Origin of the sequence: Halioxenophilus sp. WMMB6, from assembly GCF_033283405.1 — a bacterium.
In the GTDB taxonomy this organism is placed as follows: Bacteria; Pseudomonadota; Gammaproteobacteria; order Pseudomonadales; family Cellvibrionaceae; genus Halioxenophilus.
This window is the reverse complement of sequence record NZ_JAWMQR010000007.1, coordinates 117,930-136,436: the sequence shown is the minus strand read 5'-3', so window position 1 is coordinate 136,436 and position 18,507 is coordinate 117,930. Positions and strand designations below refer to the sequence as shown.

Genomic DNA, 18,507 nt, shown 5'->3' with positions numbered 1-18,507 from the left:
CCGGCGTGAGCGGCTATTCGCCGCGCTTCTTCACGCTGATTAGCAGGCTTGCAAGGTTGGCGGCTTTGGGTTTCACCAGCCAGAACTTGCCGAGGTAATCTTCAAAGTTGTCCAACAGGTGTTGGCCCCAGCTGCTGCCGGTTTCCGCCACAAACTCCTCGATAACACCGCGCAGATGGTTGCGGTGCCCCTCGGTGGCCTCCCGGTGGATGCGCTGAATCTCAATTAACTCGTGGTTGTATTTGTCGACAAAGGTGTTGCTCTGGTCGAGCACGTAGGCAAAGCCACCGGTCATACCGGCACCAAAGTTAACACCCGTTTCGCCGAGTACCGTCATTACACCACCGGTCATGTATTCACAACAGTGGTCGCCAGCACCTTCCACCACCACATGGGCACCGGAGTTGCGCACGCCGCAGCGTTCGCCGGCTCGGCCAGCCGCAAACAGCTTGCCGCCGGTGGCACCGTAGAGACAGGTGTTACCCATAATACTGGTGGTGTTGGTTTCAAAACTTGAGGCCTTGGGCGGCATCAGCACAATCTTGCCACCGGCCATACCCTTGCCGACGTAGTCGTTGGCGTCACCTTCCAGATAGAGCTCCAGGCCGCCGGCGTTCCAGACACCAAAGCTCTGGCCGGCGATACCGGTCAATTTCAGCTTGATGGGGGCATCGCTCATACCCTGGTTGCCGTAGCGTTTGGCGATTTCGCCACTGACCCGGGCACCGATGGAGCGGTCACAGTTGGTGATGTAGAACTCAAACTCACCGCCGCTCTTGGCTTCGATGGCGGGCAGGACAGCCTCGACAATCTGTTCCGCCTTGGTACCTGGGTCGAAGGGCACGTTACGCGCCACTTCACAGAACTGGGGCTTGCTCTCCAGGAACTCATCGGTGTGGATAATCGGGTTCAGATCCAGTTTGGCGTGGCGACGGGTGGTACCCTCAATCGCCTGCATCAGGTCGACCCGGCCAATCAGCTCGGCGACGCTGCGCACACCAATTTTGGCCATCCACTCACGGGCCTCTTCCGCCACAAAGGTGAAGAAGTTTTTGGCCATCTCGACGGTGCCGATGTAGTGGTTCTGACGCAAATCATCGCGCTGGGTGGCAACCCCGGTGGCGCAGTTGTTGAGGTGGCAGATACGCAGGTACTTACAACCCAACGCTACCATCGGCGCGGTGCCAAAGCCGAAGCTCTCGGCACCCAGAATAGCCGCCTTGACCACATCCAGGCCGGTTTTGAGGCCGCCGTCGGTCTGTACCCGTACCTTGCCACGCAGGTCGTTGGCGCGCAGGGTCTGGTGGGTTTCCGCCAGGCCCAGCTCCCAGGGCGAGCCGGCATAGCGGATAGAGGTGAGCGGGCTGGCCGCGGTACCGCCATCGTAACCGGAGATGGTGATCAGGTCGGCATAGGCCTTGGCGACACCGGCGGCGATAGTACCGACACCGGGGCGCGATACCAGCTTCACGGAGATCAGCGCATCCGGGTTGACCTGTTTCAGGTCGTAGATCAGCTGCGCCAGATCCTCAATGGAGTAGATATCGTGGTGCGGTGGCGGCGAGATCAAGGTCACGCCGGGCACCGAGTAACGCAGACGGGCGATCAACTCGTTGACCTTACCGCCCGGCAGCTGGCCACCCTCACCGGGCTTGGCACCCTGGGCAACCTTGATCTGCAGCACCTCAGCGTTCACCAGGTAGTGCGGCGTTACGCCAAAGCGGCCGGAGGCCACCTGCTTGATTTTGGAGGAGCGGATAGTGCCGTAGCGGGCTGGGTCTTCACCGCCCTCACCACTGTTGGAGCGTCCGCCCAGTGTATTCATGGCCTCGGCCAGGGCTTCGTGGGCCTCTGGCGAGAGCGCGCCCAGCGACATCGCCGCCGAGTCGAAGCGTTTGACGATATCGGCCACCGACTCCACCTCATCCAGCGGCACCGGTTTCAGGTCGGGCTTGAAGGTGAGCAGATCGCGAATAGTGGCCACCGGGCGCTCATTGACCAACGCCGCCACATCGCGCCAGGCGCTGTAGTCACCGGTTTTAACCGCCTTGTGCATCGCCTGCACCACATCCGGGTTGTAGGCGTGGTACTCCTGGCCGTGCATGTATTTGAGCAGGCCACCGGGGGCGATTGGCTTGCGGCTGATCCAGGCCTGAGCCGCCAGCAGGCGCTGATCATCTTCGAGATCGTCGAAGTTGGCGCCTTTAATGCGACTTGGGGTACCCGGGAAGCAGAGGTCGATCACCTCATCGGCTAGGCCAATCGCTTCAAACAGCTGGGCACCGCGGTAGGAGGCGACAGTGGAGATACCCATCTTCGACAGGATCTTCAACAGCCCCTTGTTGATGGCGCGGCGGTAATTTTTGTAGGCGGTGTCGGTGTCGACCAACAGCTCACCGGTACCAATCAGATCGTTGAGAATGTGGTAACTGAGGTAGGGGAAGACCGCCGTGGCACCAAAGCCGATCAGCGCCGCCACCTGGTGTGGATCCCGCGCCGTCGCCGTCGAGACAACAATATTGGCGTCGCAGCGCAGACCGGCAACGGTCAGGTGATGGTGCACCGCACCGGTGGCCAGCAGCGCGTGAATCGGCAATTCACCCTGCTCCACACCGTAGTCGGAGAGGATCACAATCACGGTACCGGCACGAATACCCGCTTCCACCTGCTGGCAGAGCTCTTCAATCGCCTGTTTCAGGCTCAATTTGTTGGGATCGTAATTCAGACCAAAGCGCTGGGGTTTGTAGCCGGGTCGGTTGATATCCTCCAGCGCCCGCAATTTGGCGGGCGAGAGCACCGGCGAGGTGAGGATAATCCGGTCGGCGTGGGCCTCAGACTCTTCAAACACCGGCATCTCGCGGCCGATGCAGGTCTCCAGCGACATGACAATCGCCTCCCGCAGCGGGTCGATCGGCGGGTTGGTTACCTGGGCAAACTGCTGGCGGAAGTAGTCGAAGGGGGTGCGCACTTTTTGTGACAACACCGCCATCGGCGTGTCGTCACCCATTGAGCCGACCGCCTCCTGGCCGCCTTCGGCCATGGGGCGCAACACCTGATCCCGCTCTTCCGCGCTCGCCATAAACAGCTTCATGGCGGTCTTCAGCTCATCGGCGTTGAGGTATTTCTCTTCCGGCTCGGCATTGAGAGTCGACTCCAAACGCAGAGCGTGCTTACGCAGCCACACCTTGTAGGGGTGGCTCTGCTTGAGTTGGTTGTCGACATCTTCGGTGTGGTAGAGGTTGCCGGTTTCGGTATCCACCGACAGTATCTGGCCGGGGCCGAGGCGACCTTTGGCCACCACATCTTCGGGTTTGTAGTCGTAGGTGCCGATTTCAGAGGCGACCGTAATGTGGTCGTCTTTGGTAATCACCCAGCGTGAGGGGCGCAGGCCGTTGCGGTCGAGGGTACAGACGGCGTAGCGGCCATCGGTGATCACCAGGCCGGCCGGGCCGTCCCACGGCTCGATGTGCATAGAGTTGTATTCATAGAAGGCGCGCAGGCTGGCATCCATGGTTTCGACGTTTTGCCAGGCTGGCGGTACCAGCATACGGATGGCGCGGTGCAGTTCCATACCACCGGTGACCAGAATCTCAAGCATATTGTCGAGACTGGAGGAGTCGGAGCCCTCGCGGTTGACCAGGGGTTTAATCTGGTCGACGTCAGGCAGCAGCTCGCTGATAAATTTTGGCGTGCGCGCCACCGCCCAGTTGCGGTTACCCATCACGGTGTTGATCTCACCGTTGTGGGCAATCATGCGGAATGGCTGCGCCAGCGGCCAGCGTGGCAGGGTATTGGTGGAGAAACGCTGGTGGAAGACACAAATACCGGTCTCCAGCAGCGGGTTGGCCAGATCGAGATAGAACTTATCCAGGTCGACCGGCATCATCAGCCCTTTGTAGGAGATAACGCTCTCGCTAAGGCTGGCAATATAAAAGGCAGGGTCCTGGCTCAGACGGATCTCCGCCTTGCGTCGGGCCATAAACAGTTTGGCATTGAGCTGGGCACGGTCCAGGCCATCGCCTTCGACAAACAAGTGTTTGAATAGCGGCAGCGATTCCAGTGCAATCGGCCCCAGGCAGGAGGGGTCGACTGGGGTATCGCGCCAAAAATAGCTAGTAAGGCCCTGAGCGGCGAGCTCTTCCTCCATCGCCACCATGGCCGATGCAGCGGCATCACCTTGCGGATTGAGCATTACCGCACCAATACCGTAGACCTCACCCAGGTTTTTGCCACACTCGACAATGGCCACATGGCGCAGGAAGCTGTCCGGCTTTTGTAGCAACAGACCACAGCCATCGCCTGTTTTACCATCGGCGGCGATACCACCGCGGTGGGTCATACAAGTCAGTGATTCGATGGCGGTTTGTAATAACTTATGGCTGGCCTTGCCCTTTAAATGGGCAATTAATCCAAAACCACAGTTATCTTTGAACTCATCCAGGTTATAGAGGCCATGGCTCATAAGACGGTCTCTCACTATTGCTACGGGAAATGTACGGCTGCCTCAAGCGGCGGCGACTGTGCACGCTGGCGTTGATGGCAGATCCAGCCCCGGCGTCCCTTATCACCAGGGCCAGACTAAAAGGCCCCAAATAAGTGGGGCCTGGGCATAGGGGCGCAAGATGTTACCCGCTAAGGGGTGTTAAGGCAATCACTCACCGAAACTGCAGCGATCTGACGGGTATATATTTCATTAAAATAGACTAAATGCGTCAATCTTCGGTTAAAATGCGATTTATATCTGCCACCTTCCGGGGCCAAACGCCATCTTTTTGCTGACTTTTCGGCAGAGTTTTGATCGCTGCCCGGGCCGCAGCGGCGGATGCATAGTCGCCCTGCAAAAGTACATACCAACTGCCACCGGAACGCGCCATGGTGACAATGTGGAGACTGCTCTGATTGGGCTGCCCGGTCACAAAATCCTCTAACGCCGAGCTCTTACTGGCACCCATTATCTGCAATACATAGTGCTCGCCTGGCAAATTGAGCGTATTGACCCCAGCCTTAACCGGCGCCGCAACCGGGCTCGCCGCTTCGCTAACCTGAGTAGGGGATGCAATAGCTGTACCTGGCTCCTCGGCGGCGGGTTTTTCTGCTTGCGGCACAGACATTTGCTCAGGCTGCGGTGCCGGGACGGCCGGCAGAGCCACAGGCTCCGATTTGGCACTGATGACCGTAGGCACCACAGTATTGGCGGCAGGCGCCACCGGCGCCGGCTCAACCCTGGCTGGGCTCGATTCGGCCGATGCAGTTAGGGGCTCAGCGGCCACCACCGTAGGGGTTTGCGGCACCAATGGTTCCGGTAGCGACACCACCTCCAACTGTGGCTCCGGCTCTTCCTGCCCACCACTACCCCACAACCGCTCGCCGGCCAGCACCACCAGCACCAGGCAGGCCACCAGGCTAATCAATACCGCCAAATGAGCCGGCGGCAACCCCAACGAAAAACCTGCCCCCTTGGGCGCCAGGGACTGCGCTTGCAACTTGGCATCAATGCCCTGCAACACTCGACCAACATCGCCATGAGCACCATTGATTAGGCTCCGCAGCTCATCTTTAGACAACAGCGGCGTGCCCGCCAGGCCACAACTTTGCAGCTGAGCATCGCAGTAATCCTGCCACTGCTGGGCGGTAACCTCGGCCAGCTCCAGATCGTAGATCATAACATCGAGGTTATTTAAGGCATCCAACCGGGCTACCAGGTCGGCATCGCCGGAGACCACCACTTTGATCGCCACCGCACCGCCGGGGCTGGCCATCAAACTGAGCAGCATGGCAAGCTCGGAGTCGGTCAACCGTTCGGCGTTGTCGATCAGCACCAGCGGTGGCTCCAGGCACTGGCTCAAAAATGAGCGCAACCTGGCTAGGGCCGCGCCCAGGTTCTCACTGGGCTCTTCGTCAAAACCCGGCTGCAAGCGCTGTAGCAGTTCACTAAAGAGGGCTTCAGCAGAGGTGAATTCGAGCGCATCCAACAGATGCACCTGGGGGATATCGACCAGCTCAAAAGCCAGCTTGGAAAGGAAAAAGCTTTTGCCGCCACCGACGCCGGCAACCACTACCAACATCTGTTCGCCGTAGCGACAGAGGTGGGCGGCCCTTGCCAGCTGTTGCTCGCGAATGGGCGATATAAGAGGCGCAGAGTGGAAACTCGCCGGAAGAAAGGGGGACTCCTGCAGGCCGAGACTGGCCAGGTAATCATCTGCTGTGCTGTTTTCTGACATTCAGGCCTAAACCTCGGATTGTCGAGATTATCGTCCTCGCGGGATTAACTAGCCCGCGCGTGCTCAGGACTCAAGCGGCTCGTTTGCAAGCACTGCAACAGTAAGTCCCTCGGCACATCGCTGGTAACAAACGCCTCGCCAAGACCTTTTAATAATACCAAGCGGATTTTGCCATCCATGACTTTTTTATCTACCGCCATTAACTGCAAATATTGTTCATCGCTCAGCTCGGACGGTGTCGCAATCGGCAGATGGGCACGTAATAACAACGCCTGCGTTCTGCGTACCAACTCTGGTTCGACCAACCCCATGCGACAGGAGAGATCGACGGCCATCAGCATGCCCGCGCCCACGGCTTCACCGTGCAGCCAAACACCATACCCCATCGCGGTCTCTATTGCGTGGCCAAATGTGTGACCCAGGTTCAATATTGCCCGCAGGTCGTTCTCTTTTTCATCGGCTGCCACCACCCAGGCCTTGTTAACACAGGAGCGATGAATGGCGTAGGCCAGAGCCTCCGTATTGCAGGCGAGCAACTTTTCGACATTGACCTCCAGCCAATGGAAAAACTCGGCGTCGGTGATCAAACCATATTTAATCACCTCGGCGATACCGGCTGAAAGCTCACGCTCGGGCAGGGTTAACAAAACATCGGTATCTGCGAGTACGGCTTGCGGCTGATAAAAGGCACCGATCATGTTCTTGCCCAGCGGGTGATTAACCCCGGTTTTACCGCCGACACTGGAGTCGACCTGGGAGAGCAGGGTTGTGGGAATTTGGATAAAGTTTACGCCCCGCTGATAGCAGGCCGCGGCAAAGCCGGTCATATCACCAACCACCCCACCACCCAGGGCGATTAGCGTGGTGTTGCGGTTATGACGGGCGTGCAGCAGTTCATCAAAGATTTTATTGAGGGTTTGCAGATCTTTGTGGGCTTCGCCATCGGGCAGGATAACGCTGGTGACTTGAAAACCGGCCAGCAGCTTGAGCAGGTTGTCGAGATAGAGTGGGGCAACCGTAGTGTTGGTGACCACACACACCTGCTGGGACCGAATGTGTTTGGCAAGCAGTTCTGGTTGCGTTAGAACCTGCCCAATATAAATGGGATAACTGCGCTCACCCAAGTCGACGTTAAGCTCCATCATGCTGCTGCACTCCACACCAAATCAGCGGCAATCTACCACACTCACCCGCGGTGTTCACCCCGCGCCAACTTGGATTTGATCATTTCCACCACCGCTTTCGGGCTTTTGTTATCGGTGGAGATCTGAACGCCGGCCACCTCGCTGTAGAGCGGGTGGCGGGTTTGGATGAGCTCAACGATTTTGGCCCGCGGGTCGTCCACCTGCAGCAGTGGCCGTTTGCGGTCTCGGCGTGTGCGCTTGACCAGCTGCTCGATACTGGCGGTGAGATAGACCACATTGGCCTGGTTGCGGAGGATTTCGCGGTTTTGCTCACGGATGACAATGCCGCCGCCCGTTGCCAACACCAACCCCTCTTCGGCCACCAAATCGGTCAGCACGCTGGTCTCCCGCTCGCGAAAACCCGCCTCACCTTCTATGTCGAAAATCCAGGGAATGTCGGCACCACAGCGCTCTTCAATTACATGATCGGTATCTTTAAAGATGCGCCCGGTGCTCTGTGCCAGCAGTCGGCCGATGGTGGATTTGCCCACCCCCATCGGTCCGACCAGGATTATGTTGTCGCAACTACCCCCCACAAACAGCCACTATCTATTGGCGTCTGACAGGTTCTTGCAACAAGCGCGGAGTGATAAAGATCAGCAGTTCGTTCTTTTCGGTATCGTGGGTTTTACGTTTGAACAGGTTACCCACCACCGGAATATCACCCAGGAACGGAACCTTGGCCACTGCATTGGTTTCTGTGGATTGGAAAATACCACCCAGAACAATGGTTTCACCGTTTTTGACCAACACCTGGGTTTTAACCTCAGTGACATCAATGGTTGGCGCACTGCTGTTACCAAAGGCGACCACCTCACCGATGGCATCCTGATTGACGGTCAAATCGAGAATAATGTGGTCATCCGGTGTAATTTGCGGAGTTACCTCCAAGCGCAGTGTCGCTTCCCGGTAAGCCGTAGTGGTCGCACCACTGGAGGAGGCCTGCTGGAAGGGCACTTCCGAACCGGAGCGAATAGTCGCTGTTTGCTTGTCGCCGGTAACAACTTTCGGCTGGGAGATCACCTCACCGTAGCCTTCTGACTCCAGCGCCGACAGCTCCAAATCGACCAGGAAGTTATCGGTAACATAGCCGAAGGCAATATCGCCAGTAGCGGCTACCGTACCCAAATCCACGGCACCGAAATCACCCGACAACACACCGTTATCAAACGCCAGGTCGTTGGCCAGGTTACCACCGGAATAGACGGCACGATCACTGTTCACATCCAGATAACCAGTCGACCACTGCACACCCAAATCTCGGGTGAAGTCGGTGCTGGCGGTAACCAGACGTGCTTCGATCAATACCTGACGAATGGGAATATCGATTTGACGGATCAATGTTTTGAACTCTTCGATCTTCTCTTCGGTGTCGGTGAGAATCACGGAGTTGGTACGCTCATCCACAATCACACTGCCGCGCTCGGAGAGAATACTGGCTGTTGCCGTTTCATTACGACCACCACCACCACTATTACCACCGCCTTTTTTGTTGACATCAAAGAGTTTGAACAGCTCTTTTACATTGGCGTAAAGAATGCGGATATGTTCAGTACGCAGCGGCGCCAACTCTTGCAGCTGCTTACGGGTCTCCAGTTCTTGGCGCTCGCGGTTGGCGATTTCAGCCGCCGGGGCAACCATCAACACATTACCAATCTGGCGCTTATCCAGCCCCTTAGCCTTGAGCACAATATCCAGCGCCTGATCCCAGGGCACATTTTCCAAACGCAGAGTAATAGCACCGGAAACGGTATCACTGGCAACCAAGTTGAGGTCGGTAAAGTCTGCAATCAGCTGTAATACTGCCCGCACTTCAATATTTTGGAAGTTGAGTGAGAGCTTCTCACCGACAAACTGGAATTTCTTACTGCGCAGATCCTCCTCTTCAGCCGATAGCGGCTTAACGCTAACCACGTACTCTTTATCGGCCTGATAGGCGAGATACTCATAGTCGCCTTGAGGATCAATTTTGACAGTAGTAACACCCCCCTGGGTATCAGTGTCCACAAAGCTCACCGGTGTTGCAAAATCAGTAACATCCAAACGACGGCGGAACTCTTCCGGCAGCGCCACATTCAGAAAACTAACCACAATACCCGAAGCATTCTCTTCCACGTCAACATTTACGGATGGATCGGAGAGGCGAATGATTACCCGGCCTGCGCCATCTTCTGTGCGTCGAAAATCGACGTCGGTGACGCTGGTTCTGCCAGCGGTGATGGCTGAGCGGGGCGCAGCCATGGCTGGTGACACTTCACTACCACCGGCATCGGTTATGGCCGAAGAGACACTGGTGCCCTCAGCACCAACGGTTACGATAAAGCGGGCACCATCGGTGCGGGTGGTGTAGGCCGAGGCTTCGGTCAGATTGAGAATCAGACGGGTTCGGTCTTCAGTCGATAGCACAATGGCGCTTTCGGCGTTACCGAAGGAGAGCGGATAACGCTTCTCACTGAGCTTGCTCTCCACATTGGGAAAGTCCAACACGATGCGTGCCGGCTGCTCAATGATATAACCCACCGGATCTTCTGGTGGCGCAGAGAACTTTAAACTGACCTCAAATTTTTGACCGGGCAGCGAAGAGAATTGAATGTCGTCGAGTGAGACCAACCCCTGTGCGTTAACGGCGCTGGCAAACACCAAAGCCAGGAGTCCGCTCCACAGCACCGATACGACGGAAGTGTTTAACTTATACATATTCTATTCCTGCACTGATAGCTCTATTGTCCGAGGACGCTCTATCCAGCCGTCTACACCATCGGACACAATTTCAACAACAGTAAGTTGCCCTGGGGAGGTCGCAACAATCTTACCGTGATCCTTTCCTAAGTAATTGCCCTTCTGGACACGGTGAATGCCACCGCGTCGATCATCAATCAAGGCCCACAGCTGCCCTTTCTGCTCCAGCGTACCCACCATTTTTAACGACTCGATGGGAAACTCTTCCAAATACTCTTTGCGGCGGGTTAAATCCGGCTTGATATCGCTGTTGCCGCTGCCGTAGTAAATGTCGAGCGCTTTTACCGGAGGATCAAACGGGCTGCGTTCGGTCGATGCTGAATAGGAGAATGCCTCATAAGGCCGGAAGCTGGGCAGTGGCTCAATAGATCCGGCTGGTCGACGCTTGGTCTCTTCGATGTATTGCACCAGGTCATCATTGGCCCGACCACCACACCCGCTAAGCAACAGGACCATCGTCACCGCCAACAATGACAGCACCGTGTTAACAACTTTACATACGCAAATATTCATTTTCATTTTAACCATTGCGCTCAACCCCTACTCTTGTGGCTTATAGCGGTAGGTTTTCGCTTGAATGGCCATATCCAATGATCCACGATTAGCCTTGGTAATTTTGTAGTCATGGAGAGTCACAATTCGCGGCAGCCCCGACACGCCACTGACGAAGGCGCCCAATTGGTGATAGCTGCCAACCACCTGAATCGAAATTGGCAACTCGACATAAAACTCCCGGGCAACCTCCTTTTCGAGGCGGATACTTTTAATTTCCAAGCCTGCGGTCGCACCCCGGTCGGTGATATCCTCCAGCAGACCCGGCACTTCGGACTCCTTGGGCAACTGCGCCAGCATCGCACCAAAGGCCGCCTCCATTTCTACCATCTGTGCGCGGTAAGCTTCCAGGTTGGCGGCCTCATGGGCCCGTTTGTTAAAGGTTTGGCGTAACTGCTGCTCTTTTTTCTCTTGGGTTTCCAGCTGCAGATTAAGATCTTTTACCTTCAGCAGATAGGTACCGCCCAACAGCAGAATAAACACTAACACCCAGATAAATATCCTGCCGGGCAGTGGCCAAGTGCCGATTCGTTCAAAATCAAGATCGTTAAAGTCAAACTCTTTTAGCTGATCTAAGGTATCGGAAAGCGCCATAAATTATGCCCCATCCTTGTCGTCATCAGCCTTGGGAGTCTCAATCAGAACCGTCATATTGAACCTGTTGGGATTGTAGTCATCGTCACCACCGCCGTTACGGGTTTTGGTAACACTGAGCAGGTTGGGCTTTTCAAACCAGGGCGACTCATCCAATTGACGCATCAACGACGAGACACGGTTGTTCGATTCGGCAATACCGCTAAACGAGATCTGCTTGCCCTTGCGATTTAGCTCAGTCAAATAGACGCCGTCGGGAATTTTACGCACCAAGTCATCAAATACGCGCACGATTTGCGGACGATTACCCTGCAGGTTTTGAATGACCTCCATGCGCTCAATCAGGTCGGCACGCTTTTTCTTCAGCGCCTTAATTTCCGCCACCTTTTTATTGAGCTGGGCAATCTCCCGATTGAGCATGTCGTTGCGTACTTTTTGCGACTCAATCTGTCCATTCACCATACTGATCCAGGCAAACGCCACCAAACCACCCAATATCGCCACACCAGCCAATATTGTGTAAAACTCTTTTTTCTTCTCGGCGCGGAGCTCGTCACGCCAGGGCAGAAGGTTAATCTTTGCCATTATTCAAAGCTCCTCATCGCCAAACCCACCGCAATCATCAGCGCGGGGGCATCATTGGCCAAGCTTACCGAATTTACCTTGGACGCTACCGACATCTTGGCGAATGGATTGGCGACAGTCGTCTGTGTTCCGAGTTTCTCCTCAACCATCTCTGCCATCCCTTCAAGGGTGGCGACACCACCGGCCAGAACAATATGGTCGACATCGTTGTACTGGCTGGAGGAGAAGAAGAATTGCAATGAACGGGTTACCTGCTGCACCACCGCCTCTTTGAACGGCTCCAATACCTCAACCTGGTAATCGTCGGGCAGACCACCCTGCTTTTTCGCCAGGCCCGCCTCTTCGGTAGAGAGGCCATAGCGCCGTTGAATCTCTTCGGTTAACTGCTTACCACCAAACAACTGTTCCCGGGTGTAGACCGTCTTGCCGGAAACCAGCACGCTTAACGTTGTCATCGTGGCCCCGATATCAACAATAGCAATGACTTGCTCTTCTTGCTCTTCCAACTGATCAGCTATCAGTTGGAAGGCGCGCTCCATGGTATAAGCTTCGACGTCAATAACCTTGGCGGTTATGCCCGCCTGAGAGAGCACCTCAACGCGCAAGTCAACGTGTTCACGGCGACAGGCGGCTAACAAAACAGAGATCTGACCCTCGCTAGAGGTGGACTCCCCTTGCACTTCAAAATCGAGCGCCACCTCTTCCAAGGGGTAGGGAATGTACTGGTCAGCCTCAAGTGTGATTTGGCTCTCAAGCGCATCGTCTGAAAGGCCCGCGGGCATCTCAATCAATTTAGTGATGACGGCGGAACCGGCCACGGCGACCGCGGCATTTTTCAATTTGGTTTTGGATTGCGTGATGAGATTACGCAACACCTCCGCCACTGGCTCTACCTCATTGATGTTCTTTTCGACCACAGCATTAGGCGGAAGCGGACGCACTGCGTAGCTCTCGACACGATAACCATTACCCTGACGGCTCAACTCCACCAGCTTGATAGCGGTAGAGCTAATATCCAGCCCGAGCACAGGCTTTGGCTTGCTTTCGAAGATATCGAGAATACCCATTTTTCTATCTATTTCCGCTACTTAGCCAGTTTTTATGTTATAGCACTTTAACTTGAAGGTGCAATATAAGAACAATTAGTTAATGCAACAAAAAGCTCTTATAATGATCTAATCCAACCCTCTGAGCTCTAAGCTACTAATTCCTATAGAAAAAATGCCGCGCACTAAATCCGTTATCTCCGTCACGTTTTGGCTAACCTTAACCTTCACCGGAGGCCTGTTTGCCTCTTTCGCAGGAATCTACCTCTATTTGGCCCCCAAGCTGCCCGATGTCGAGACGCTAAAGGAGACTAAATTTCAGATTCCACTCAGGATATACACCCGTGACGGGCAGTTGATTGGAGAATTTGGCGAGAAGCGCCGTAGTCCAATTACCTTTGCCGAAATCCCTAAAAACTACATCGACGCCATCCTCTCAGCGGAGGATGACAGATTCTACTCGCACCGCGGTGTCGATTTGAAAGGCCTTTTGCGAGCAGTATCACAAATACTGCAAACGGGCGAAATTCAAGGCGGCGGCAGTACAATCACCATGCAGGTGGCAAGAAATTTCTTTCTCACACGCGAACAAGTATTTACCAGAAAATTCAATGAAATCTTATTAGCGCTGCAAATTGAGAAGGAGCTCACAAAAGATGAGATTCTTACGCTCTACGTTAATAAAATTTATCTCGGTAACCGCGCTTACGGCATTCAAGCCGCTGCACAAATTTATTACGGCAAAAACATCGCTGAATTGAGTTTAGCCCAAATTGCGATGATCGCCGGATTACCGAAAGCCCCCTCCGCCTACAACCCACTGGCCAACCCATCACGCGCATTAATTCGCCGCAACTGGATTTTGTCGCGCATGTATGAGCTGGGCCGCATCACCGAAGAGCAGTACCAGGCAGCGGCAGCGGAACCGATTACCGCTAAAAATCACGGCTCTGTGGTCGCGGTTGATGCCCCCTATGTGGCAGAGATGGCCCGCAAACAGATGATCGACAAATACGGCCTCGACGCTTACACCGATGGCTACCAGGCCTACGTCAGTGTCGATAGCCGGCTGCAGCTGAGCGCTCAAAAAGCGGTGGTTGAAGGCCTGGAAGAGTACGACCAACGCCACGGCTATCGAGGACCGGAAAGTAAGTTACCAGTGCTTGGCAGCAGCGAAGCTCTGTGGCCCGAACCCTTCACCCCAGCTGAAAACGACGCAACCAGTGATGAATTAATTACTGAAGCCCCCACCGAAAACAGTGGCGATTTGACAGCACACCCGGCAGCGGAAGAGAGCCCGGAAATCGAACAGCCACTGCCGGAAAGCCAGCTCTACACCACCGCCGAATTTGATCGCGAAGAGTGGTTAAAACAGCTCAAGGCAATTCCCGCCTACGCCGGTCGAATCCCCGCCGCCATCACTCGCATCAACAGCGACCACCTCACCCTCCTGCTCGCCAGTGGCGAGGAACTGCCGCTCAATCAAGCCCAGGGGTTTGATAAGGTGCGCGCCTACTTAAGCGAGAATAGCCGCGGCGCCATCTACGCTGAACTGACAGAATTTCTAGCTTTGGGCGACGTCATTCGATTAAAAGCCGATGGCGACAGCTGGCAGCTCAGCCAAATACCGGCCGCACAGGGTGCACTGGTGGCGCTGGATCCCGACGACGGCGCTATTCGGGCACTGGTGGGCGGTTACGATTTTCGGCAAAGCCATTTCAACCGGGCAGTGCAGGCCGCGCGTCAACCGGGCTCCAATTTCAAACCGTTTATTTACAGCATCGCCCTGCAACAGGGTTTTACCCCCGCCAGCATTATCAATGACGCACCCATAGTTTTTGATGACGACAGCCTGGAAGGCACCTGGCGCCCGGAGAACTCCAGCGGCCGTTTCTACGGCCCCACCCGGCTGCGGGAGGCACTCTACAACTCCCGCAACCTGGTCTCCATCCGCCTGTTGCGCAGTGTCGGCATTGAAAATGCACTCACAGGCCTTAGCCACCTGGGCTTTGATCGAAGCGCCATGCCCCGGGATCTCTCACTGGCACTCGGCAGTTACGCACTAACACCCGTCGAGCTGGCCACCGGCTACACCATCCTTGCCAATGGCGGCTATAAAGTTTCGCCCTACCTCCTCGACGCCGTAAAACTGAGTGACGACGAAGTGATCTATCAAGCCAACCCGGTCACCGTCTGCGACAACGAATGTCAGCAGGAGAAAGAGCGCAAGCTGTTGGCCGACCAGGCCGCCGCCGAGCTGGCGCTACTCGACGAGAGCATCCTCACCGCCGAACCAGACACCACCCCCGAACCAAGCGCCATTACCGAACAGGATGTTGCCGCGGCAAGTACCATCATCGAACTCGATCCCACGATTGAGGCTGACCCCAACAGCGACCAACCACAAATCGATGCTCCGCTGCCCGAAGCGCCGCGGGTGATGGATGAGCGGGTCAACTATCTGATCAACTCCATGTTGCGCGACGTGATTACCCGCGGTACCGGGCGCAAGGCCCGGGTACTGGAACGCAGCGACCTGGCCGGTAAAACCGGCACCACCAATGGCCCCACCGACGCCTGGTTCTCCGGTTTTAACAGCCACCTGGTGGCCACCACCTGGGTCGGCTTCGACCAGAACCAGCTGCTCGGCACCCGCGAATTTGGCGGCTCGGCGGCACTGCCCATCTGGATCAACTTTATGGCGGATGCACTCGCCAACGTACCCGAGGATCAGTTCCGCCAGCCCGATGGCATCGTCTCCATTAAAATCGATCCAGAGACCGGAGAACGGGCTCGCTCAGACGACCCGGATGCCATTTTTGAAGTGTTTCGGGAGGAGAATGCACCGCCACCCTTGGATGAGGCAGGCGAGGCCAGCGAGGCGACAGAAACCATCGAAGAGCTGTTTTAACAACGGCTCCTCAAATCACAGCCATAAAAAAAGCGCCCCAGGGGCGCTTTTTTGACTTCGGCGGAATAGGCAACTTACTTTTTGATGCGGCTGCCAAAGCGCTTGTTGAAGCGGTCGATACGGCCACCGGTGTCGACTACTTTTTGTTTACCGGTGTAGAAGGGGTGGCAAACGGAACAGACGTCGAGGTGGATATCTTTACCCATGGTTGAACGGGTTTGGATGACGTTACCGCAACTGCAGGTAGCGGTAATTTCGGAATAGGCTGGATGAATATCGGCTTTCATGTTTCTGCTCACTCGTGTTTGTGCCGCCACCCAAGCTTGTGTTGGGCACCGCACTACGGTTAATGTTAAGCGCTGGTATTTAAAGAGGGGGCGCATAGTATCAGAATCCGCATCCTTGGCAAGTTTTCCGTTTAACTTTTCATCAATTGGCCTGTAATCGCTTCGTGCCCCAACTCTACGCCATCGCCCTACCCGTCCCGCTCGACACCACCTTTGACTATCTGCCCCCCGCGGATTCGCCAACGATTGCCGTGGGCGCCAGGGTAAAAGTCCCCTTTGGGCGCGGCGCTGGCCGCATGCTGGTGGGAGTTGTGGTTGCACACAAAGCCTGCGCTGACGGCGACACAGCCACCGGGCTGAAAACCATCGCCGAGGTGATCGATGAGCAACCCCTGGTCGACTCGGCCATCCTGGCCCTCTGCCAGTGGGCGAGCCGCTACTACCACTACCCCATTGGCGAAACCCTGGCCGCCGCCCTACCCAAAAAACTGCGCGCCGGTGCCAGTGCCGAACCCACCACCGTAACCATCTGGCAGCTGACGGTACAGGCTCTGGGGTTGGCCGAAACCTCATTAAAGCAGGCCCCCAAGCAGAAGGCGGCACTCGATCAGCTACGCCAGTTAGGCAGCGTGGAAGATAGCCAACTGAAAGAGCACGGTCTCAGCCGCACCAGCCTTAAACAGCTGCATCAGAAGGGGCTGGTGCAAGCAGAGCAGCAGTTGGCCCGCCACCGGCAACCACCCAGCAGCCGCCCGGCACCCCACGCGCTCACCGAAGAGCAGCAGGATGCACTTTCGAAGTTAACACTCACTCACTTCAATACCACCATGCTGGAAGGGGCCACCGGCAGTGGCAAAACCGAAATCTACCTGCAGGCCATCACCCAAACTCTGGCCGCCGGCAAACAGGCCCTGGTGATCATTCCCGAGATTGGCCTTAGCCCACAGACGCTGGCGCGCTTTCAGGAGCGCTTCGTGGCACAAATCATCACCCTGCACTCGGCGTTGAACGATAGCGAACGACAGGCCCATTGGCTGTTAGCCCAGCAGGGTGTGGCCGACATCGTCATTGGCACCCGCTCTGCCATTTTTGCACCGCTGCCGCGCCTGGGGCTGATCGTGGTCGACGAGGAGCACGACCTATCGCTCAAACAGCAGGATAGCCTGCGCTACTCGGCCCGGGATTTGGCCGTGGTGCGCGGGCAGATGGCCAACGCCCCGGTCATTTTGGGCAGCGCCACACCCTCCCTGGAGACAATCCACAACATCGCCCTCGGGCGCTACCAGCATCTGCGCCTGCAGGGCCGCCCGGGGGGTGCCAGCCACGCCACCATCGACCTGCACAACCTCTGCAGCGAAACACTGCAGGAGGGTTTTAGCGACTACTCACTGACTGAGATAGGCAACACCCTGGCGGCGGGCCAGCAGGTGCTGGTGTTCGTCAACCGGCGCGGCTTTGCCCCCACCCTGCTCTGCCACGACTGCGGCTGGCAGGCGCGCTGTAACCACTGCGACAGCAACCTCACCGTGCACCAGCAACCCAGCCACCTGCGCTGCCACCACTGTGATTTTCAGCGGCCACTCTACCGGCAGTGCCCGCAATGCTTTGGCGGCAACCTCCTCTTCCTCGGCGCCGGCACAGAGAAGGTGGAGCAGTTTTTGGGCGAGCGCTTTGGCCGCCACAAGATCATCCGCATCGACCGCGACAGCACCCAGCGCAAGAATGCCTTTGAGCAGCTGTTGCAGCCGGTGCACGCCGGCGATGCCTGCGTGATGGTCGGCACCCAGATGCTGGTGAAGGGTCACCACTTTCCCAAAGTGACCCTGGTGGTGGTATTGGATGCCGACGGAGGCCTGTTCGGCAGCGATTTTCGTTCCGCCGAGCGCACCGGCCAGATGCTGTTGCAGGTGGCCGGTCGAGCCGGGCGAGCCGATCTACCCGGGCGTGTGCTTATCCAAACCCACAACCCCGACCACCCCCTGTTCACCACCCTGTTTAGCGAGGGCTACCGGGCGTTCACCAAGCTGATCCTCAACGAGCGCCACCAGGGCGACATGCCGCCCTTTGCCCACCTCGCCATTTTGCGCGCCGAATCCACCGACCCAAGCCAGGCCCAGGCGCTGCTGCAGCTGGCCAAGGGAGTGCTCAACAGCCAGCAGCCGCCCAACCCGCAGTGCCAATACCTGGGCCCCATGCCGGCCATTATGGAGCGGGTCAATCAACGCTACCGGCTGGTGCTGCAGATAAAGTGCAGCGATCGCAAGCTGTTGCACCGGCTGCTCAGCCTGCTCACCCCAGAGCTGCACAAGCAGCGCTGGCCAAAGAGCCTGCGCTGGTCGTTGGATGTCGACCCGATGGAAATACCCTAAGCCGCGCCACTAACCCCCG

General features: G+C 56.6%; 12 protein-coding genes. 2 read left to right on the top strand and 10 right to left on the bottom strand.

Translation table 11 applies throughout. From position 1 onward, the window contains the following. Window positions 1-13 precede the first annotated feature (13 nt). The 9 genes from gltB to SBL51_RS16480 all read right to left on the bottom strand — a co-directional run bounded on the left by gltB (window position 14) and on the right by SBL51_RS16480 (window position 12,942). On the bottom strand, window positions 14-4,462 hold the full coding sequence (gltB, locus tag SBL51_RS16520; RefSeq protein ID WP_317932197.1) for a glutamate synthase large subunit: 4,449 nt from the start codon (window positions 4,460-4,462) through the stop codon (window positions 14-16). A 250-nt stretch (window positions 4,463-4,712) separates the two neighbouring features. Beyond that, on the bottom strand, window positions 4,713-6,221 hold the full coding sequence (locus SBL51_RS16515; RefSeq protein WP_317932196.1) for an SPOR domain-containing protein: 1,509 nt from the start codon (window positions 6,219-6,221) through the stop codon (window positions 4,713-4,715). A gap of 44 nt (window positions 6,222-6,265) precedes the next feature. Next, the gene (gene aroB / locus SBL51_RS16510; protein WP_317932195.1) at window positions 6,266-7,366 is read right to left on the bottom strand and encodes a 3-dehydroquinate synthase; all 1,101 of its coding nucleotides are present in this window, start codon (window positions 7,364-7,366) and stop codon (window positions 6,266-6,268) included. Window positions 7,367-7,407: 41 nt separating this feature from the next. Beyond that, window positions 7,408-7,941 (bottom strand): shikimate kinase AroK, encoded by a 534-nt coding sequence (gene aroK, locus SBL51_RS16505; RefSeq protein WP_317932194.1) that lies wholly within the window; start codon window positions 7,939-7,941, stop codon window positions 7,408-7,410. Window positions 7,942-7,954: 13 nt separating this feature from the next. Continuing rightward, window positions 7,955-10,102: a type IV pilus secretin PilQ family protein gene (locus SBL51_RS16500; RefSeq protein WP_317932193.1), complete on the bottom strand. Its 2,148-nt coding sequence runs from the start codon at window positions 10,100-10,102 to the stop codon at window positions 7,955-7,957. A 3-nt stretch (window positions 10,103-10,105) separates the two neighbouring features. Continuing rightward, the gene (locus SBL51_RS16495; protein WP_317932192.1) at window positions 10,106-10,672 is read right to left on the bottom strand and encodes a pilus assembly protein PilP; all 567 of its coding nucleotides are present in this window, start codon (window positions 10,670-10,672) and stop codon (window positions 10,106-10,108) included. A gap of 12 nt (window positions 10,673-10,684) precedes the next feature. After that, complete coding sequence (locus tag SBL51_RS16490; RefSeq protein WP_317932191.1) at window positions 10,685-11,290, bottom strand: type 4a pilus biogenesis protein PilO; 606 nt, start codon at window positions 11,288-11,290, stop codon at window positions 10,685-10,687. A 3-nt stretch (window positions 11,291-11,293) separates the two neighbouring features. After that, entirely contained in the window at window positions 11,294-11,875 is a 582-nt protein-coding gene (locus tag SBL51_RS16485) for a PilN domain-containing protein (protein ID WP_317932190.1), read from the bottom strand. Further along, window positions 11,875-12,942: a pilus assembly protein PilM gene (locus SBL51_RS16480; RefSeq protein WP_317932189.1), complete on the bottom strand. Its 1,068-nt coding sequence runs from the start codon at window positions 12,940-12,942 to the stop codon at window positions 11,875-11,877. The genes SBL51_RS16485 and SBL51_RS16480 overlap by 1 nt, the downstream gene beginning before the upstream one ends. A gap of 154 nt (window positions 12,943-13,096) precedes the next feature. Between SBL51_RS16480 and SBL51_RS16475 the strand changes: the two genes are divergently transcribed. Next, window positions 13,097-15,832: a penicillin-binding protein 1A gene (locus SBL51_RS16475; protein ID WP_317932188.1), complete on the top strand. Its 2,736-nt coding sequence runs from the start codon at window positions 13,097-13,099 to the stop codon at window positions 15,830-15,832. Window positions 15,833-15,906: 74 nt separating this feature from the next. Here the strand turns inward: SBL51_RS16475 and rpmE are convergent, their stop codons facing one another. Beyond that, the gene (gene rpmE / locus SBL51_RS16470; protein ID WP_317932187.1) at window positions 15,907-16,119 is read right to left on the bottom strand and encodes a 50S ribosomal protein L31; all 213 of its coding nucleotides are present in this window, start codon (window positions 16,117-16,119) and stop codon (window positions 15,907-15,909) included. Between the two features lie 164 nt (window positions 16,120-16,283). Here rpmE and SBL51_RS16465 point away from each other — a divergent pair, with 164 nt between their 5' ends. Next, window positions 16,284-18,488: a primosomal protein N' gene (locus tag SBL51_RS16465; RefSeq protein ID WP_317932186.1), complete on the top strand. Its 2,205-nt coding sequence runs from the start codon at window positions 16,284-16,286 to the stop codon at window positions 18,486-18,488. The last annotated feature ends 19 nt before the right edge of the window (window positions 18,489-18,507 follow it).